Raw genomic sequence first — 18,717 nt, forward strand, 5'->3', positions numbered from 1 at the left:
GATTTTCTTTAATAAAAATATCTTTTGTTTTTTTAGCTTTTTCTTTATCTGTTTCACGTGAAACGGATTGGTTGAGCTGTGATACATAAACTTCTAATTGTCGAACATTTAAATGCTCTTTTTTTATTTTTTCAATTACTTTTGGAAGTAATGATTTGTTTTTTAATCCGGCTAATGTACGGCCGTGTCCCATTGAAATTTCGTTACTTGAAATGAGCATTTGTACTTCTTCTGGAAGCTGTAACAAGCGTAAATAATTCGCAATATGCGGTCGACTTTTTCCTAAGCGAGCTGCTAATTGCTCTTGTGTCATATCAAGTTTTTCAATAAGAAGGTGATAGGCCATTGCTTCTTCAATTGGAGTTAAGTCCTCACGCTGTAGATTCTCAAGCAGTGCTAGCTCCATCATTTGCTTTTCCGAAAAATCTTTTACAATAACAGGAACGGTTGTTAAATTCGCTTCTTTTGCTGCTCTAAATCTACGTTCTCCAGCTAGAATCTCATATCCTTTAATACTTCTTCTAGCAACAATCGGTTGTAGAATGCCATGGTGTAAAATGGACTGCTTTAACTCCTCGATTGCTTCTTGCTGGAACGTTTTACGCGGTTGATAAGGGTTTGGCCTTAGTTCGTTGATATCGATATCCTGAATCGAATCAGTAGCTTGTGTATCTAACCCTGAAAATAAGGCATTAATCCCTTTACCTAATCCTTTCGCCATTATATATCACTTCCTTCGCAAGTTCCATGTATACCGCAGCCCCTCTAGACTTTGCATCATATAAAATAACTGGTGCACCATGGCTAGGTGCTTCACTAAGACGAACATTTCTTGGAATAATCGTTTGGTAAACACGTTCTTGGAAATACTTTTTTACCTCAGCAGTAACTTGGAGTCCTAAATTTGTGCGTGCATCTAACATTGTTAATAGGACACCTTCAATTCGAAGGTGATGATTTAAATGTTTTTGTACTAATCTTACTGTGTTGAGTAGCTGACTTAGACCTTCTAACGCATAATATTCACACTGAACAGGAATCAATACTGAGTCTGCTGCTGTTAAGGCGTTTAATGTCAATAAACCTAAAGAAGGAGGGCAATCAATAATAATATAATCATATTGATCTTTCACTGTTTCTAATGCCCTTTTTAAGCGTACTTCCCTGGAAATAGTTGAAACAAGCTCAATTTCTGCACCTGCTAATTGAATTGTTGCAGGGATAATTGATAAGTTTTCAACAGCTGTTGGACAAATGACCTGCTTTGTATCCATATCTTCTACAACAACATTATAGACACAAGCATCTACATCTGCTTTTTCAATTCCTACACCGCTTGTTGCGTTTCCTTGCGGATCACCATCTACTAACAGTACTTTTTGACCATGCTGCGCTAAACATGCACCTAGATTGACAGCAGTAGTCGTTTTTCCAACTCCACCTTTTTGATTAGCAACCGCCACTATTTTCCCCAAGTTGTCACCTGCTTTCATTTCCTATCCAATTGTTGTTCTTACTTTCATTTAGTGCTTAGACTAATTATAAAAAAGCCTCATCGTAAACGGATGAGGATTATTTTAATCTTTATTTCTTTGGAATTTTAATCGTAAACTGATAGTACTCCTCAAATTCCTCTTCTTCTGTATTCAACTTAATTCCACTATCATTAACCATTGTTAAAGACTGACGAATTGTGTTCATAGCAATACGAGTATCTTTACTAAATGCTTTTCGTTTTGCCCGTGGCTTTTTCACCTGTGTTTCCAATAATTTAGCTACACGTTCTTCCGTTTGTTTAACATTAAGCTTACCCTCTATAATGTCATTCAAAAGCTGAAGTTGCTTTTCTTCATTTTTAAGAGGAATAAGTGCTCGTGCATGTCTTTCTGTAATTAGTTTTTGTTTAATAGCGTCTTGTACAAGAGAAGGAAGTTTTAATAATCGAAGTTTATTCGCAATCGTTGATTGGCCTTTGCCTAGTCGCTGAGCAAGCGCTTCTTGCGTAAGATTATGTAACTCTAATAATTTCGCATAGGCTAATGCCTCTTCAATCGCCGTTAACTCTTCTCTTTGTAAATTTTCAATTAATGCTACTGACGCTGTCTCAGTATCATTAAAATCTTTTATAATAGCAGGAACTCTTTCCCAACCAAGTGACTGAACTGCTCGCCAGCGACGCTCACCAGCAATTAACTCATACTCATTATCACCGACTGGTCGAACAACAATTGGTTGTATAATACCATGTGTATGAATAGTAAGTGCCAGCTCTTCTATTTTAGATTGATTAAAAACCGTACGTGGCTGATAGCGATTGGGAGTAATACTTGAAACCAAAATTTGCTTTACTTCATCTTTTAAAACTTTTTCGACATTTTCAATTTGAGGTTTTTCTGAGGCTACCGAGATAGCTTCATCTTTTTCTTTTAAATTAAAAAAACGTGAAAAAGCAGATTTCATAATCCTACACCACCTTCAGGAAAATCCCGCCTTAAAACTAATTCGATATTTGTCGTTAATATCCTTCTTTGCTCTAGGAAAATGTTAATGTAAAGAATGTTTCTTAAGAAACATTCTTTACATTAGAGTGCCTTTTATCCCACTTATTCGAGTGGTGATTTAATAGGCATTCCTGGTTTTCTTGGATATTTCTTTGGCGTTTTTGTTACTTTGTCTACTAAAACAATATAACGCTCACTTTGTTCAAATGGCAACTGGAAATGTTCAATTTTTTGCACTTTTCCACCTAACACTTTAAAAGATTTTTCACCATTTTTTAATTCATCGGGTGCAGAAGATCCCTTCATTGCAATAAATCGACCGTTTTCCTTTACAAGAGGTAGGCAGAATTCATTTAAAACTGAAATACGCGCTACAGCTCTAGCTGTTACTAAGTCAAAAGATTCACGAATTCCTGCTTTTTTTCCAAACTCCTCTGCTCGATCATGATAAAGTGACACATTTTCAAGACCTAGCTCTTCCGTTAAATGTGTTAAAAATGTAATTCGTTTTTTTAACGAGTCCACAATTGTAACGTGAAGATGAGGGAAGCAGATTTTTAATGGAATACTTGGAAAACCAGCACCCGCTCCTACATCACAAACACTCTCAATAGAATGAAAATCTTGAAAGAAAGCTGCTGATACAGAATCATAGAAATGCTTTTCATACACTTCACCATGTTCTGTAATAGCTGTTAAGTTCATTTTTTCATTCCACTCAACGAGAATTTTATAGTAACGTTCAAATTGATCCAGCTGAGAGGAAGAAAGAGTAATTCCTTTCTCCTCTAGCAACTGTTGAAACTGTGAAATATTCATCGCGTTACCCTTTCTTTTACAAATAGATTAGTCGTTTGAAACTTTTGCAATTTTACCTTGTTCGATATAAACCAGAAGAATTGAAATATCTGCTGGGTTAACTCCGGAAATACGTGATGCTTGGGCTACTGTTAGAGGCCGTACTTCTTTTAATTTCTGACGCGCTTCGTTAGCTAAACCATGAATAGCGTCATAATCAATTAAATCCGGAATTTTTTTGTTTTCTAATTTCTTCAAACGTTCGACTTGCTGCAATGATTTTTGGATATAACCTTCATACTTCGTTTGAATTTCAACCTGCTCAGCTACTTCTGGATGAATTTCCGTTTCTGCAGGGACAAGTTGGCTAATATGATCATATGTCATCTCTGGTCTTCTTAGCAGCTCAAGGGCACGAATACCGTCTTTTAATTCACTACCACCTGCGCTTCTAATTACGCTTTGTACGTGTTCATTCGGCTTAATGATTGCAGCATGCAGACGATTTTTTTCAGCTTCAATCTCTGCCTTTTTAGCTTGGAACGAAGCATAGCGCTCTTCGCTAATTAGACCGATTTTATATCCAACATCCGTTAAGCGTAAATCTGCATTATCATGGCGGAGAAGTAAACGATATTCTGCGCGTGATGTTAATAAACGATAAGGTTCATTTGTACCCTTTGTTACTAAATCATCGATTAAAACCCCAATGTAAGCATCTGCTCGACCTAAAATTAGCTCTTCCTTACCTAAAGCGCGACAACCAGCATTAATACCAGCAAGCAGACCCTGACCCGCCGCTTCTTCATAACCAGATGTTCCATTAATTTGACCTGCTGTATAAAGGTTTTTCACTTGTTTTGTTTCTAATGTTGGCCATAGTTGTGTTGGTACAATAGCATCGTACTCAATCGCATAACCAGCACGCATTAACTGAGCTTTTTCTAACCCAGGAATTGTTTCAAGCATCTTACGTTGAACATGTTCTGGTAAGCTTGTTGATAAACCTTGTACATAAACTTCTTGAGTGTGGCGGCCTTCAGGCTCTAAGAAAATTTGATGGCGTGGTTTATCATTAAAGCGAACAACCTTATCTTCAATTGAAGGACAATAACGTGGACCTGTCCCTTTAATCATTCCAGAATACATCGGTGATAAGTGAAGGTTATCGTCAATAATTTGATGAGTTGTTTCACTTGTATATGTTAACCAACAAGGTAGTTGATCCATAATAAATTGTGTTGTTTCATATGAAAAAGCGCGTGGCACATCATCACCAGGCTGAATCTCCGTTTTACTGTAATCAATCGTCTGGCTGTTAACACGCGGAGGAGTACCCGTTTTAAAGCGTACCATCTCTAAACCAATCTCTTCTAAGTGTTCCGATAACTTAATAGCCGGCTGTTGATTATTAGGACCACTTGAATACTTCAGTTCCCCTAAAATAATTTCTCCACGAAGGAACGTACCCGTTGTAATAACAACTGTTTTTGCTTTATATTCCGCTCCTGTTTGTGTCACTACTCCTGTACAAACACCATCTTCAACGATTAATTTTTCAACCATCCCTTGAACAAGTGTTAGGTTCTTTTCATTTTCAAGTGTTTTTTTCATTTCATGTTGATAAGCGAATTTATCTGCTTGTGCTCGTAAAGCTCGTACAGCGGGACCTTTACCTGTATTCAACATTCTCATTTGAATGTGCGTTTTATCAATATTTCGTCCCATTTCTCCACCAAGTGCATCAATCTCTCTTACTACAATTCCTTTTGCCGGACCACCTACAGATGGATTACACGGCATGAATGCAACCATATCTAAATTAATTGTTAAAGCTAATGTTTTTGCGCCCATTCTTGCAGATGCTAGTGCAGCTTCACACCCGGCATGGCCAGCTCCAACAACAATCACATCATATTGTCCACCTTCATAATGCATAAGAATAACCTCCTTTTAACGATTTTTTATTTTCCAAGACAAAATTGAGAAAATAACTGATCAATTAAACTTTCATGTACAGCATCACCAATAATTTCTCCAAGGAGCTCCCACGTTCTTGTTAAATCAATTTGAACAATATCAATTGGAATTCCGCTTTCAATACCTTCAATTGCTTCATTGATTGCGTTTTGAGCTTGTGCTAATAATGCAATATGTCTTGTGTTTGATAAATACGTTAAATCTTGTGATTCAATTGTTCCCGTAAAGAACAAAGAAGAAATAGCTTCTTCTAGCTCTGAAATCCCTTGTTCTTGCAACAAGGAAGTTGTGACAACTGAACGACTTCCAGCAAGATTTTTTACTTCTTCCATATCTAACTTTTGTTCTAAGTCTGTCTTATTAACAATAACAATGTAGTCCATTCCTTTAACTGCTTCAAATAGCTTACGATCTTCAGCTGTTAATTCCTCATTGTAATTGAGAACAAGTAAGATTAAATCCGCTTCTTTTAAATATTGTCTTGAACGCTCTACTCCAATTCGCTCAACAATATCTTCTGTTTCACGAATTCCAGCTGTATCTACCAGTCGTAGAGGTACACCACGAACATTGACATATTCCTCAATTACATCGCGGGTAGTTCCAGGAATGTCCGTTACAATTGCCTTAGTGTCTTGAACTAAGCTATTCAATAGCGAAGATTTTCCAACGTTTGGACGACCTACAATCACTGTTGCTAAGCCTTCACGCAAAATTTTACCTTGTTGAGATGTTTGTAGAAGATTATCAATCTCATTTCGAACTCGAGTAGCTTTTTCAATTAATACACGATGTGTCATTTCTTCCACATCATCATATTCAGGATAATCAATATTTACTTCCACATGAGCAAGCGTTTCAAGGATTTCTTGACGTAAACGGCGGATTAAATTAGAAAGTCGACCTTCCATCTGTCCAATCGCTACATTCATCGCTTTATCTGTTTTAGCACGAATTAAATCCATAACAGCTTCCGCCTGTGATAAATCAATACGACCATTTAAAAAAGCACGTTTGGTAAACTCTCCTGGTTCTGCCAGGCGTGCACCATTTGCCAAAACAAGCTGTAACACACGATTAACTGAAACAATTCCACCATGGCAGTTAATCTCAATAATGTCTTCTCTCGTAAACGTTTTAGGGCCTTTCATAATAGAAAGCATCACCTCTTCAATCGTTTGTCCATTTTTAGGATCAACGATATGACCATAATGAATGGTATGAGAAGGTACTTCATTTAAGCTTTTATTTGAAACACTCTTAAAAATACGATTTGCAATACTTACCGCTTCTTCTCCACTTAATCTTACAATCGCAATTGCTCCTTCTCCCATTGGAGTAGAAATTGCAGCAATAGTATCAAAATCTAACATTTGAGTTTCACCTCATCCCTTTGGACTAGTTATACTATTATTAAAACGATTTTTTACTATCGTTCACATTTTTATAAAAACAAAAACATGCCTTATTAAAATTAAGGCAATCAACTAACTAGGATACCACAATTCAATCAATAAAAAAATGAATAGTAGTTATGCACAATCTCAAAATAAACAGTACGTATTATTTTAACTTATCCACATGTGAATAACAATTGCTATCTTTCGTTTTTGTTTTTTTAAACATAAAAAAAGTACTAATCACTTGTGATTAGTACTTTTAAAGACTGAATGTGCAGGACGCATGAGTACACATCGCTTTGGTTCTTCTCCAACAGATAAAGTCTCTACTTTTTTATTCTTAGCAAGTGCTTGATGAATAACTTTTCGCTCATGTGCAGGCATAGTTTCCAACTGCACTGATCGATTTGTACGTAGTACTTGATGGGCCATTTTTTCTGCTAACTGAACCAGCGTTTCTTCTCTTCTCTCACGGTAATTCTCTGCATTCAAAGTAATTTTAAAATAATATTTGCTATAACGGTTTGCTACCAGTTGTGTTAAAAGCTGGAGCGCGTTAATCGTTTGTCCACGCTTACCGATTAATAGACCAATTGAAGAGCTTGAAATATGAATTTCACATTGTCTTGAGGTTTTTTTCACTTCAATTGCTGTTTCAATTCCCATTTGCGCTGTCACATCGTTAATATATGCTACAGCTTCTTCAACAGGATCTATTATTTTTTTTACATGAACAACAAAAGGCTTCCCTTTAAAAATTCCTAAAAAACCTTTCTTACCTTGTTCAATAATGGTAATCTCTGCTTTTTCTTTTGAAATATTTAATTTTGAAAGAGCTTGATTGACGGCTTCCTCAACAGTTGGAGCTGTTACCGTTATATCTTTCATTTTTTAGCTCCTTGAGAGGCAGGAGAACCTGCTTTTAAGTCTGGTCCTTTGATGAAGTACGTCTGTACAATCATAAAGATATTTCCCACAACCCAGTATAATGATAGAGCTGCCGGGAAGTTAATTGCAAAGACTACAATCATGATTGGCATTAACCATAGAAGCATTGCCATTTGAGGATTCTGATTTGCATTTCCTGCCATCATCATTTTCTGCTGAATAAATGTTGTAATACCCGCAATGATTGGTAATGCAAAATACGGATCACGTGACCCTAAATCAAACCATAAAAAGCTGTTATTTGCAATCTCTTCCGTTCTAGTAATAGCATGGAAGATACCAATTAAAATAGGCATCTGAATTAAGATTGGAAAACAACCTGCTAAAGGGTTTACATTGTACTTTTGGAAAAGCTGCATCGTCTCTTGCTGTAACTTTTGCTGAGTTTTTGCATCTTTTGAGCTATACTTTTCCTTTAACTTTTGCATTTCAGGTTGCAAAACCTGCATTGCTTTTGTATTTTTCATTTGTTTAACCATTAAAGGTAAAATTAATAATCGAATTAGAATAGTAACAATAACGATGGAAAAACCGTAGCTACCAAGTAAATTCGCAAAGTATACAATTACCATAGAAAGCGGATAAACGACATACTCATTCCAAAAACCTTTGCTATCAGCAGTAATCGGCTGATTAATTTCCGTACATCCAGCCAAAACCGTCAAAAGAAAGGCAAGTGTAATTCCTAGTAAAACTTTCTTTCTCACCTTTGCTCCTCCTTTAATAAATTCCAACTCCCAAAACTGAGAGTTTGTCAAACACCATTATATAAGGATATAGTAGAAAAACAACATTTATTGTGAGTTCTTTTCCTCAGTTCGTGAACTATTGAGCCTATGCTGATAAAGCTTTGCTCTTTTAAACACATGCTGTAAACTTTTTTTAACTTCTTCATATTCCATCTCTGCTGCTGGCTTTCTAGCTATCACAATATAGTCTTTATCTTGTTTGAGATATGGTGCAATTTCAAACATGACCTGACGAGCTAGTCGCTTCACTCGATTTCGAGTAACAGCGTTTCCAATTTTTTTACCGACGGAAAAACCCACACGGAAATGCTGAAGTTCTGGTTGATCTAGTACATATATAACAAATTGACGGTTCGCAAATGAATGTCCTTTTTGAAAAACCTTTTGAAACTCTTCATTTTTCTTGATCCGGTATTTTTTTTTCATTTTAACACTCCTACCCTTTTTCAGGCACGTTTCCACCATGAATTCCATAAAGGATTAGAGGCAAACTTGTCCATTAAGTGAAAAAAAGACCACTGACGTCTCAGTGGTCTATTATGCTGATAATACTTTTCTTCCTTTACGACGACGACGAGCTAAAACTTTACGTCCGTTTGCTGAGCTCATACGAGAGCGGAAACCGTGTACCTTACTACGCTTACGTCTGTTTGGTTGGTAAGTTCTTTTCATCTATAAACACCTCCTCGAGGAATAACTGAAAAAGACAGTCCTAACAATTATAATGAAAATAAGTAGAAATTGCAATGTTATTTATAAAATAATAAATGCTTTTTCTAAATCCTTCTCAACATTCTTCTTAAAATCTTCTTCATTGTAATATTGTTGCTGTCTACTTGTCCATAGAAAATCGATACTTTCCTTCTTCTTTTTTATAGACAGATCTCTATCTCTACTTAAACTACCGATCAACTCAATCTCTTCCTCATTTTTAACCTCTTAAACAAAACTACGACATTTTTCTAAGATTTTATTCATAAAAAGTCGTTTTTTGTACTGTGGATAAGTTTTTTCGACAAATTTAACAATCCACTTTGCTTATCTACAAGTGGTACACATCATCTTGTGTTGTGGAAAACTTTACTCCACAAGGTGTAGTGATTGTGGATAAGTTTCGAAAATCCGTTGCAACAACCGTTATTCTTTGATATTATATTTTTGTTTTCACTCTTAATTACTTTTCCACATATCATTGTTATCCACATATTGTGGAAAAGTTGTGGACATGTTTTCCACCCTTGTTATGAACTGTTATCCACAATATGTGGAATATGTCGAATAGTTGCTTTTCTTCTATAATATATATTTACCCACATAATAGCAATTGAATAAATATAAATTTTTTATGCATAAACGTTTTTGTCACTTGTACAAAACTTGTACAAGTCGTTATTTTAATGGAAAAGGAGGCTGACTTCTTTGGAAAATATTCATGATTTATGGAACGGAGCATTAGCTGAAATTGAAAAGAAGTTGAGTAAACCAAGTTTTGAAACATGGTTAAAATCAACAAAAGCTCACGCTCTACAAGGTGATACACTTATTATCACAGCGCCGAATGACTTTGCCAGAGATTGGCTAGAGTCTAGGTATTCTAACTTAATTGCTGAAACATTGTACGATTTGACCGGGGAAGAACTAGATGTAAAATTTATTATCCCTTTAAATCAATCTGAAGAAGAGTTTGATTTAACTCCTCCTAAAAAGAATGTAAGCAAAGAAGATGGACATGAATTCCCACAAAGTATGCTTAATTCCAAATACACGTTTGATACTTTTGTTATTGGTTCTGGTAACCGCTTTGCTCATGCTGCTTCCTTAGCAGTTGCAGAAGCACCAGCCAAAGCTTACAATCCACTTTTTATTTATGGGGGAGTAGGGCTTGGAAAAACCCACCTCATGCACGCAATAGGTCACTATGTGCTTGATCATAATCCAGATGCAAAAGTTGTATACCTATCTTCTGAGAAATTCACCAATGAATTTATTAACTCAATTCGTGACAACAAAGCGGTGGAGTTTCGTAATAAGTATAGAAATGTCGACGTTTTACTTATAGATGATATTCAATTTTTAGCTGGTAAAGAACAAACTCAAGAAGAATTTTTCCATACGTTTAATACGTTACATGAAGAAAGTAAACAAATTGTTATTTCAAGCGATAGACCACCAAAAGAGATACCAACTTTAGAAGATCGTCTTCGCTCTAGGTTTGAATGGGGTTTGATTACAGACATTACGCCACCAGATCTTGAAACGAGGATTGCTATTTTACGTAAAAAAGCAAAAGCTGATGGGTTAGTAATTCCTAATGAAGTAATGCTTTATATTGCTAATCAAATCGACTCAAACATCCGTGAATTAGAGGGTGCTTTAATCCGTGTAGTAGCATACTCCTCATTAATTAATAAAGATATCAATGCAGACTTGGCTGCTGAAGCTTTAAAAGATATTATTCCGAGTTCAAAGCCAAAAATTATTACCATTCAAGATATCCAACAAATAGTCGGACAGCAGTTTAATGTAAAGCTTGAAGACTTCAAAGCCAAGAAACGCACAAAATCTGTAGCATTTCCAAGACAGATTGCAATGTATCTATCTCGTGAGCTCACAGACTTCTCATTACCAAAGATTGGCGAAGAATTTGGGGGAAGAGACCACACCACGGTTATCCATGCTCATGAAAAGATTTCAAAGTTGGTTCAAACTGATTCACAGCTCCAAAAACATATTAAAGAAATCAGTGACTCTTTAAAGATCTAATTTTTTCTCTTGTTTTTTGTGTATAAGTGAGATAGGATTGTACACAGTCTGTCCACAGGTGGATAGGCTGTGTACTGGCGTTTTAAGGGGTTATCCACATTTCCACACGCCCTATTACTACTACTACTTTTTTTATAATAAATTAATAAGCTGTTTAAACCGACTTTTAAAATAAAAAGGAGGAAGGATTTCATGAAATTTAAAATTCAAAAAGACTACCTAGTTCAAAGTGTTCAAGATGTAATGAAGGCTGTTTCATCTCGGACAACGATCCCTATTTTGACAGGAATTAAAATTGTTACAACAGAAGAAGGAGTGACTCTTACTGGGAGCGATTCTGATATCTCCATTGAATCATTTATCCCAAAAGAAGAAGATGGAAAAGAAATTGTAGAAATAGAGAAGACAGGAAGTGTCGTTTTACCTGCTCGTTTCTTCAGTGAAATCGTAAAGAAATTGCCAAAAGAAGTTGTAGAGCTAGATGTTCAAAATTTGTTTTTAACAATTATTCGTTCTGGAAAAGCAGAGTTTAATTTAAATGGTTTAGATGCTGAAGAGTATCCACATCTACCACAAATCGAAGAAAATAACGTATTTAGAATTCCTACAGATTTACTTAAAAACATGATTCGACAAACTGTCTTTGCTGTGTCCACCTCAGAAACACGCCCTATCTTGACAGGTGTAAACTGGAAAGTGGAAGGCAAAGCACTAACGTGTATTGCAACAGATAGCCACCGTTTAGCCTTACGTAAAGCAAATATTCAATCTGAAAATGATGTTTCTTACAATGTTGTTATTCCAGGAAAAAGTTTAAACGAATTTAGTAAAATTCTAGATGATTCCAATGAACTGGTTGATATTGTTATGACTGAAAATCAAGTTTTATTTAAAACGAAACATCTTCTGTTCTTCTCACGTCTACTAGATGGGAATTACCCAGATACTTCTCGTCTTATCCCAGCTGACAGTAAGACAGACGTTGTTTTAAACGTTAAAGAGTTTCTTCAGTCTATTGATCGTGCTTCGCTTTTAGCGAGAGAAGGACGTAATAACGTAGTAAAATTATCAACTTTACCAGACGGGATTATTGAAATCTCATCAAATTCTCCAGAAATCGGTAAAGTTATTGAAGAAGTTCAAAGTGAATCAATTGTGGGAGAAGATTTAAAGATTTCGTTTAGTGCAAAGTATATGCTTGATGCATTAAAAGCTCTTGAAGGTACAGATATTAAAATTAACTTTACCGGAGCAATGCGTCCATTTGTTATTCGAACATTAGAGAATGACTCAATGCTACAGCTAATTCTGCCGGTTAGAACATATTGATGTTGAAAGCTACTAGGTTGTTTCTAGTAGCTTTCTTTTCTCAAGGACAATTATTTAGTAGAATAATGATAGATAAAACAATTAGGGAAGTGAGCGGAATATGATGACAACAGAAATTCAGATTTCAACGGAACATATTACATTAGGTCAGTTTTTAAAACTAGCTGATGTTATTCAGACTGGTGGAATGGTGAAATGGTTTTTAAGTGAGCATGAAGTTTATGTGAACGGTGAGTTAGAGGAACGCCGTGGTCGAAAGCTATATCCAGGCGATGAAGTAATAATCCCAGATATGGGTGAGTTTATCATTATATCTTAAGAGTTGGTGAATGGTTTGTACATTAAAGAACTTGCGTTAACAAACTATCGTAATTATGAAAAAACAACGGTTGCTTTTGAAAACAAAGTAAATGTCATTCTAGGAGAAAATGCGCAAGGGAAAACAAACATTATGGAATCAATCTTTGTTTTATCAATGGCAAAGTCACATCGTACCTCCAACGATAAAGAATTGATCAAATGGGAAAGTGAATTTGCAAAGATTTCTGGTGTTGTAGAAAAAGAGCGCGGTCCTGTGACGTTGGATTTAATCATTTCAACAAAAGGTAAAAAAGCAAAATATAATTACATTGAGCAACAAAAGTTAAGTCAATACATTGGTGCTATGAATACGGTTATGTTTGCTCCTGAGGATTTGAACCTGGTGAAGGGTAGTCCCCAAGTGCGGAGAAGGTTTATTGATATGGAGATTGGCCAAGTTTCCCCTGTATACATGCATGACTTAAGCAAATATCAAAAAGTTTTACAGCACAGGAATCAATATTTAAAGCAACTTCAAACACGAAAGCAATCTGACCTATCTTTGCTTGATATCTTAACTGCTCAGCTTACAGAAGTAGCAGCTCGTATTTTAAAAAAGCGATTTGAATTTTTGCAGCTTTTGCAAAAATGGGCAGAACCCATTCATTTTGGCATTAGCAGAGGGCTTGAAAATCTGCGTATCGAGTATAAAAATTCGATTGATGTATCAGAAGATGCAGATTTGTCGAAAATGATAGAAGCATATCATGAAAAATTTGATAAAATAAAGAGTAGAGAAATTGATAGAGGCGTTACCTTAATTGGTCCTCACCGAGATGACCTGCTATTTTACGTCAATGAAAAAGATGTTCAAACCTTTGGGTCCCAAGGGCAACAGCGTACAACGGCTTTGTCTTTAAAATTGGCGGAGATTGAGCTAATTAATCAAGAGATTGGCGAGTATCCCATTTTATTACTAGACGATGTTTTATCTGAGCTTGATGATTTCCGTCAGTCTCACTTGTTAAACACGATACAGGGAAAGGTTCAAACATTTGTGACAACCACCAGTATTGAAGGAATTCATCATGAAACTTTAGACAAAGCCGCTACGTTTGAGGTAGAGGCTGGGGTCATACAAAAAATTAAATAGTTTTTTCATACTGATAGCTTTTCAACGTTAATTTTAACAAAGTATGATATCATTATAGTTTTAAGTCTAATGTTTTAAAGCTTACCCTCAAAAATACGAAAGATGAGTTTTGCTTGTCTGAAGCTCCTAAGTGGTTTCCATTCAATTATTTAAGATACGTTAAAAAGAATACAATTATAAACAGTTCGCTGTTAATGAAAAGTGTAGGTGATACATTTGGCAATGGAACAAAAAGAAAAGCAATCATATGATGCTGACCAAATACAAGTGTTAGAAGGATTAGAAGCAGTACGAAAACGTCCGGGAATGTATATCGGCTCTACGAGTGCTAAGGGTTTACACCACCTCGTATGGGAAATTGTTGATAATAGTATCGATGAAGCGTTAGCTGGTTATTGTGATGAAATCAATGTCATAATTGAGAAAGATAATAGCATCACAGTTAAAGATAATGGGCGTGGAATTCCTGTTGGTATGCATGAAAAAATGGGACGACCTGCTGTTGAAGTTATCTTAACCGTTCTTCACGCTGGCGGTAAATTTGGCGGTGGCGGATATAAAGTTTCAGGTGGTCTACACGGTGTAGGAGCATCTGTTGTAAATGCGCTTTCCACTTACCTAGAAGTAAATGTACACCGAGACGGGAAAGTACATTATCAAAAATTTGAACGAGGTGTTCCCGTAGCAGATTTAGAAGTAACTGGTGAAACTGATAAAACTGGTACAGTTATCCACTTTCAGCCAGACGGTGAAATTTTTAACGAAACGTTAGAGTATGATTTTGATACATTGGCAAACCGATTACGTGAATTGGCTTTCTTAAATCGTGGAATTAAAATTACGATTGAAGATAAACGTGAAGAAAACAAAGTGCGTGAATACCATTATGAAGGTGGTATTAAATCATATGTTGAACATTTAAATCGTTCAAAAGAAGTTGTACATGAAGAGCCAATCTATATTGAGGGAAATCGCGACAGTATTTCAGTTGAGATTGCTATTCAATACAATGATAGCTATACAAGCAATCTGTATTCTTTTGCAAATAACATTCATACCTATGAAGGTGGTACACATGAAGCCGGCTTTAAAACAGCTTTAACACGTGCTATTAATGATTATGCCCGTAAGAACAATATGTTTAAAGATAGCGATACAAACCTTACAGGTGAAGATGTACGTGAGGGAATTACTGCAATCATTTCAATTAAACATCCAGACCCTCAATTTGAAGGTCAAACAAAAACAAAATTAGGGAATAGTGAAGCAAGAACTATTACTGATTCTGTATTTGCAGAGCACTTTGAAACTTACCTACTAGAAAATCCAGTAGTAGCTAAGAAAATTGTTGAAAAAGGTGTTATGGCAGCACGTGCTCGAATGGCAGCTAAAAAAGCAAGAGAATTAACAAGAAGAAAAAGCGCATTGGAGATCTCAAATCTACCTGGTAAATTAGCAGATTGCTCTTCAAAGGATCCTTCCATCAGTGAATTGTACATTGTAGAGGGTGATTCTGCAGGTGGTTCTGCTAAACAAGGGCGTAGTCGTCATTTCCAAGCTATCCTACCTTTGCGTGGTAAAATTATTAACGTTGAAAAGGCAAGACTAGATAAAATTTTATCTAATAACGAGATTCGTACAATTATCACGGCATTAGGTACAGGTATTGGAGAAGATTTTGATATTTCTAAGGCACGTTATCACAAACTTGTAATTATGACAGATGCTGATGTCGATGGAGCTCATATTCGTACGCTGTTATTAACATTCTTCTATCGCTACATGAGACAAATTATTGAGTCCGGTTATGTATACATTGCACAGCCGCCATTATATAAGATCTCACAAGGGAAACGCGTAGAATATGCGTATAACGATAAACAGCTAGAAGAGCTCCTGCCAACGTTCTCAGAAGGATCTAAACCTAACCTACAGCGTTATAAAGGTCTAGGGGAGATGAATCCAGAGCAGCTGTGGGAAACAACAATGGATCCAGATACGCGTACGCTTCTACAAGTTAACTTACAGGATGCGATTGAAGCAGATGAAACATTTGAAATTTTAATGGGCGACAAGGTTGAACCACGCCGTAACTTCATTGAAGAAAATGCAAAATACGTTAAGAATTTAGATATCTAAACAAGATATTTTTTAGAATTAAAAAGAATGTTAAATGGCAGGGTAGAGGGATTTCTATCCTGCGTTTACATATGTGAACTACTATACTGAACTTCGTGAAGGAGGTTCTTATCGATGTCAGATAAACCAAACTCTCAAATTAAAGAAGTAAACATTAGCCAAGAAATGCGTTCTTCGTTTTTAGATTATGCAATGAGCGTTATTGTTTCACGTGCGCTTCCAGATGTACGTGACGGCTTAAAACCTGTTCATCGTCGTATTCTATATGCGATGAATGACTTAGGTATGACTTCGGATAAACCATTTAAAAAATCAGCTCGTATCGTAGGGGAAGTTATAGGTAAGTACCATCCTCATGGTGACTCAGCTGTCTATGAAACAATGGTGCGTATGGCTCAAGACTTCAGCTATCGCAATATGCTTGTAGATGGTCATGGTAACTTTGGTTCTATCGATGGTGATTCAGCAGCAGCGATGCGTTATACAGAAGCAAGAATGTCCAAAATCTCTATGGAGTTATTAAGAGATATCAACAAAGATACGATTGATTATCAAGATAACTATGATGGATCTGAGCGAGAGCCGGTTGTACTACCAGCTAGGTTTCCTAACTTACTTGTAAACGGCTCAGCGGGTATTGCGGTAGGTATGGCAACAAATATTCCACCCCATCAACTCGGAGAAGTTATTGATGGGGTACTAGCTGTTAGTAAAAATCAAGATATTACAATTCCAGAATTAATGGAAATCATACCGGGCCCAGACTTTCCAACCGCAGGTCAAATCTTAGGTATTAGTGGAATTCGTAGAGCTTATGAAACAGGAAAAGGCTCTATTATTATTCGTGCAAAAGTAGAAATTGAAGAACAATCAAATGGAAAACAAACGATTATCGTTAATGAGCTTCCATATCAAGTAAATAAAGCGAAGTTGATTGAAAAGATTGCAGAACTTGCTAGAGATAAAAAGATTGAAGGTATTACAGATTTACGCGATGAATCAGATCGCTCTGGTATGCGTATTGTAATCGAAGTTCGAAGAGATGCAAATGCCAATGTCTTACTAAATAACTTATATAAACAAACATCTTTACAAACAAGCTTTGGTATTAATATGCTTGCTTTAGTGGAAGGGCAGCCGAAGGTTTTAAACTTAAAACAGTGTCTACAGTATTACTTAGACCATCAAGTTGTTGTTATTCGCAGACGTACTGAATTTGAGTTAAGAAAAGCAGAAGCACGTGCTCATATTTTAGAAGGCTTAAAGATTGCTTTAGATAATCTCGATGCGGTTATTGCATTAATTAGAGCTTCTCAGACAACCGATATCGCTAGAGAAGGATTAATGACACAATTCTCACTAAGTGAAAAGCAGGCACAGGCTATTTTAGATATGCGTTTGCAAAAGCTTACTGGGTTAGAGCGTGAGAAAATTGAAGCTGAGTATCAATCTTTACTAGCTTTAATTGCTGAATTAAAAGCGATCCTAGCAGATAATGAAAAAGTTTTGGAAATTATTCGTGAGGAATTAATAGAAGTTAAAGATCGCTTTAATGATGGGCGTCGTACAGAAATTATAGCGGGTGGTTCTGAAGTTATTGAAGATGAAGATCTTATTCCGCGACAAGATATTGTTATTAGCTTAACACATAACGGATATATTAAACGATTACCTGTATCTACTTATAAGAGTCAGAAGCGTGGGGGGCGTGGTATTCAAGGAATGAATACCAATGAAGATGATTTTGTTGAACATCTTTTAACAACTTCTACACACGATACAATTTTATTCTTTACGAATAAAGGGAAAGTATACAAAACAAAAGGATATGAAATTCCTGAGTACGGAAGAACTGCTAAAGGGATCCCTATTATTAACTTATTAGAAGTAGATAAAGGTGAATGGGTCAATGCTATTATTCGAGTTGATGAGTTCGTTGATGACTGGTATTTATTCTTTACAACAAAACAAGGTATTTCAAAACGTACCCCATTATCTTCTTTTGAAAACATCCGTAATAGTGGCTTAATTGCATTAAGTTTACGAGAAGAGGATGAGTTAATCTCTGTAAAACTAACAGATGGTAAACGTGATATGGTTATTGGTACTAAAAATGGTATGTTGATTCGCTTTAATGAGAATGATGTCCGTTCAATGGGGAGAACAGCAACTGGTGTAAAAGGAATTACTCTTGATTCAGAAGATGAAGTAATTGGGATGGAGATTCTTGAAGAAGAATCAGATATCTTAATTATTACAAAGAATGGATATGGTAAGAGAACACCAGCTAATGAATACCGCATACAGACTCGAGGCGGTAAAGGTCTAAGGACATGTAATATTACAGATAAAAATGGTGATGTAGTCGCATTGAAGTGTGTAACATCTGGAGAGGAGATTATGGTAATTACAGTCAGCGGTGTATTAATTCGTCTGTCTGTCTCTGGAATTTCTCAAATGGGAAGGAACACTCAAGGCGTTAAAGTGATTCGTTTAGGAGATAGTGAGTTTGTTTCTACTGTAGCAAAAGTTCAAACATCTGAAGAAGATGAGGAGCTTGACGAAGAAGTCGACTCAGAACTAGACGTTACCAGTGAAGAATCACCTGAAAATGAGTAAATAGGCAAAAGAGACTGGGACATAAGTAGTTCAGCCCC

17 protein-coding genes are annotated in these 18,717 nt (G+C 36.0%); 6 read left to right on the forward strand and 11 right to left on the reverse strand.

Annotated features, from left to right (window positions below):
* The 11 genes from BFL01S_RS12830 to BFL01S_RS20450 form a co-directional block, all read right to left on the reverse strand.
* A partial coding sequence (locus tag BFL01S_RS12830) for a ParB/RepB/Spo0J family partition protein (protein ID WP_061785896.1) occupies window positions 1-721 on the reverse strand: 721 nt, incomplete at its 3' end.
* Window positions 702-1,475 (reverse strand): ParA family protein, encoded by a 774-nt coding sequence (locus BFL01S_RS12835; RefSeq protein ID WP_061785897.1) that lies wholly within the window; start codon window positions 1,473-1,475, stop codon window positions 702-704. The genes BFL01S_RS12830 and BFL01S_RS12835, both read right to left, overlap by 20 nt.
* A 109-nt stretch (window positions 1,476-1,584) precedes the next feature.
* Complete coding sequence (gene noc / locus BFL01S_RS12840; RefSeq protein WP_025907877.1) at window positions 1,585-2,460, reverse strand: nucleoid occlusion protein; 876 nt, start codon at window positions 2,458-2,460, stop codon at window positions 1,585-1,587.
* Between the two features lie 143 nt (window positions 2,461-2,603).
* Complete coding sequence (gene rsmG / locus BFL01S_RS12845; RefSeq protein ID WP_061785898.1) at window positions 2,604-3,320, reverse strand: 16S rRNA (guanine(527)-N(7))-methyltransferase RsmG; 717 nt, start codon at window positions 3,318-3,320, stop codon at window positions 2,604-2,606.
* Between the two features lie 27 nt (window positions 3,321-3,347).
* Window positions 3,348-5,237 carry a tRNA uridine-5-carboxymethylaminomethyl(34) synthesis enzyme MnmG gene (mnmG, locus tag BFL01S_RS12850; RefSeq protein WP_025907875.1) on the reverse strand — a complete coding sequence of 630 codons (1,890 nt, stop codon included), beginning with the start codon at window positions 5,235-5,237 and terminating at the stop codon, window positions 3,348-3,350.
* A 26-nt stretch (window positions 5,238-5,263) separates the two neighbouring features.
* On the reverse strand, window positions 5,264-6,652 hold the full coding sequence (gene mnmE, locus BFL01S_RS12855; protein WP_061785899.1) for a tRNA uridine-5-carboxymethylaminomethyl(34) synthesis GTPase MnmE: 1,389 nt from the start codon (window positions 6,650-6,652) through the stop codon (window positions 5,264-5,266).
* 267 nt (window positions 6,653-6,919) lie between these two features.
* Window positions 6,920-7,567: an RNA-binding cell elongation regulator Jag/EloR gene (jag, locus tag BFL01S_RS12860; protein WP_061785900.1), complete on the reverse strand. Its 648-nt coding sequence runs from the start codon at window positions 7,565-7,567 to the stop codon at window positions 6,920-6,922.
* Window positions 7,564-8,334 carry a YidC family membrane integrase SpoIIIJ gene (gene spoIIIJ, locus BFL01S_RS12865; protein ID WP_061785901.1) on the reverse strand — a complete coding sequence of 257 codons (771 nt, stop codon included), beginning with the start codon at window positions 8,332-8,334 and terminating at the stop codon, window positions 7,564-7,566. Before spoIIIJ ends, jag begins: the two co-directional genes overlap by 4 nt.
* Window positions 8,335-8,421: 87 nt before the next feature.
* Entirely contained in the window at window positions 8,422-8,802 is a 381-nt protein-coding gene (rnpA, locus tag BFL01S_RS12870; RefSeq protein WP_025907871.1) for a ribonuclease P protein component, read from the reverse strand.
* A gap of 111 nt (window positions 8,803-8,913) precedes the next feature.
* Window positions 8,914-9,048, reverse strand: coding sequence for a 50S ribosomal protein L34 (gene rpmH, locus BFL01S_RS12875; RefSeq protein ID WP_025907870.1), 135 nt, complete (start codon window positions 9,046-9,048; stop codon window positions 8,914-8,916).
* A gap of 81 nt (window positions 9,049-9,129) precedes the next feature.
* The gene (locus tag BFL01S_RS20450; RefSeq protein ID WP_156474925.1) at window positions 9,130-9,288 is read right to left on the reverse strand and encodes a hypothetical protein; all 159 of its coding nucleotides are present in this window, start codon (window positions 9,286-9,288) and stop codon (window positions 9,130-9,132) included.
* A 507-nt stretch (window positions 9,289-9,795) separates the two neighbouring features.
* Here BFL01S_RS20450 and dnaA point away from each other — a divergent pair.
* The 6 genes from dnaA to gyrA all read left to right on the forward strand — a co-directional run bounded on the left by dnaA (window position 9,796) and on the right by gyrA (window position 18,679).
* Window positions 9,796-11,139, forward strand: a complete 1,344-nt coding sequence (gene dnaA, locus BFL01S_RS12880) for a chromosomal replication initiator protein DnaA (RefSeq protein ID WP_025907869.1) — start codon at window positions 9,796-9,798, stop codon at window positions 11,137-11,139.
* A 192-nt stretch (window positions 11,140-11,331) separates the two neighbouring features.
* Entirely contained in the window at window positions 11,332-12,468 is a 1,137-nt protein-coding gene (gene dnaN, locus BFL01S_RS12885) for a DNA polymerase III subunit beta (protein ID WP_061785902.1), read from the forward strand.
* 103 nt (window positions 12,469-12,571) lie between these two features.
* Entirely contained in the window at window positions 12,572-12,787 is a 216-nt protein-coding gene (gene yaaA, locus BFL01S_RS12890) for a S4 domain-containing protein YaaA (RefSeq protein WP_025907867.1), read from the forward strand.
* A gap of 15 nt (window positions 12,788-12,802) precedes the next feature.
* The gene (gene recF, locus BFL01S_RS12895) at window positions 12,803-13,921 is read left to right on the forward strand and encodes a DNA replication/repair protein RecF (RefSeq protein ID WP_061785903.1); all 1,119 of its coding nucleotides are present in this window, start codon (window positions 12,803-12,805) and stop codon (window positions 13,919-13,921) included.
* 222 nt (window positions 13,922-14,143) lie between these two features.
* Window positions 14,144-16,060, forward strand: coding sequence for a DNA topoisomerase (ATP-hydrolyzing) subunit B (gene gyrB, locus BFL01S_RS12900; protein ID WP_061785904.1), 1,917 nt, complete (start codon window positions 14,144-14,146; stop codon window positions 16,058-16,060).
* 114 nt (window positions 16,061-16,174) lie between these two features.
* Window positions 16,175-18,679 (forward strand): DNA gyrase subunit A, encoded by a 2,505-nt coding sequence (gene gyrA / locus BFL01S_RS12905; protein ID WP_025907864.1) that lies wholly within the window; start codon window positions 16,175-16,177, stop codon window positions 18,677-18,679.
* The last annotated feature ends 38 nt before the right edge of the window (window positions 18,680-18,717 follow it).

The organism is Priestia flexa NBRC 15715 (assembly GCF_001591565.1).
Classification (GTDB): Bacteria; Bacillota; Bacilli; order Bacillales; family Bacillaceae_H; genus Priestia; species Priestia flexa.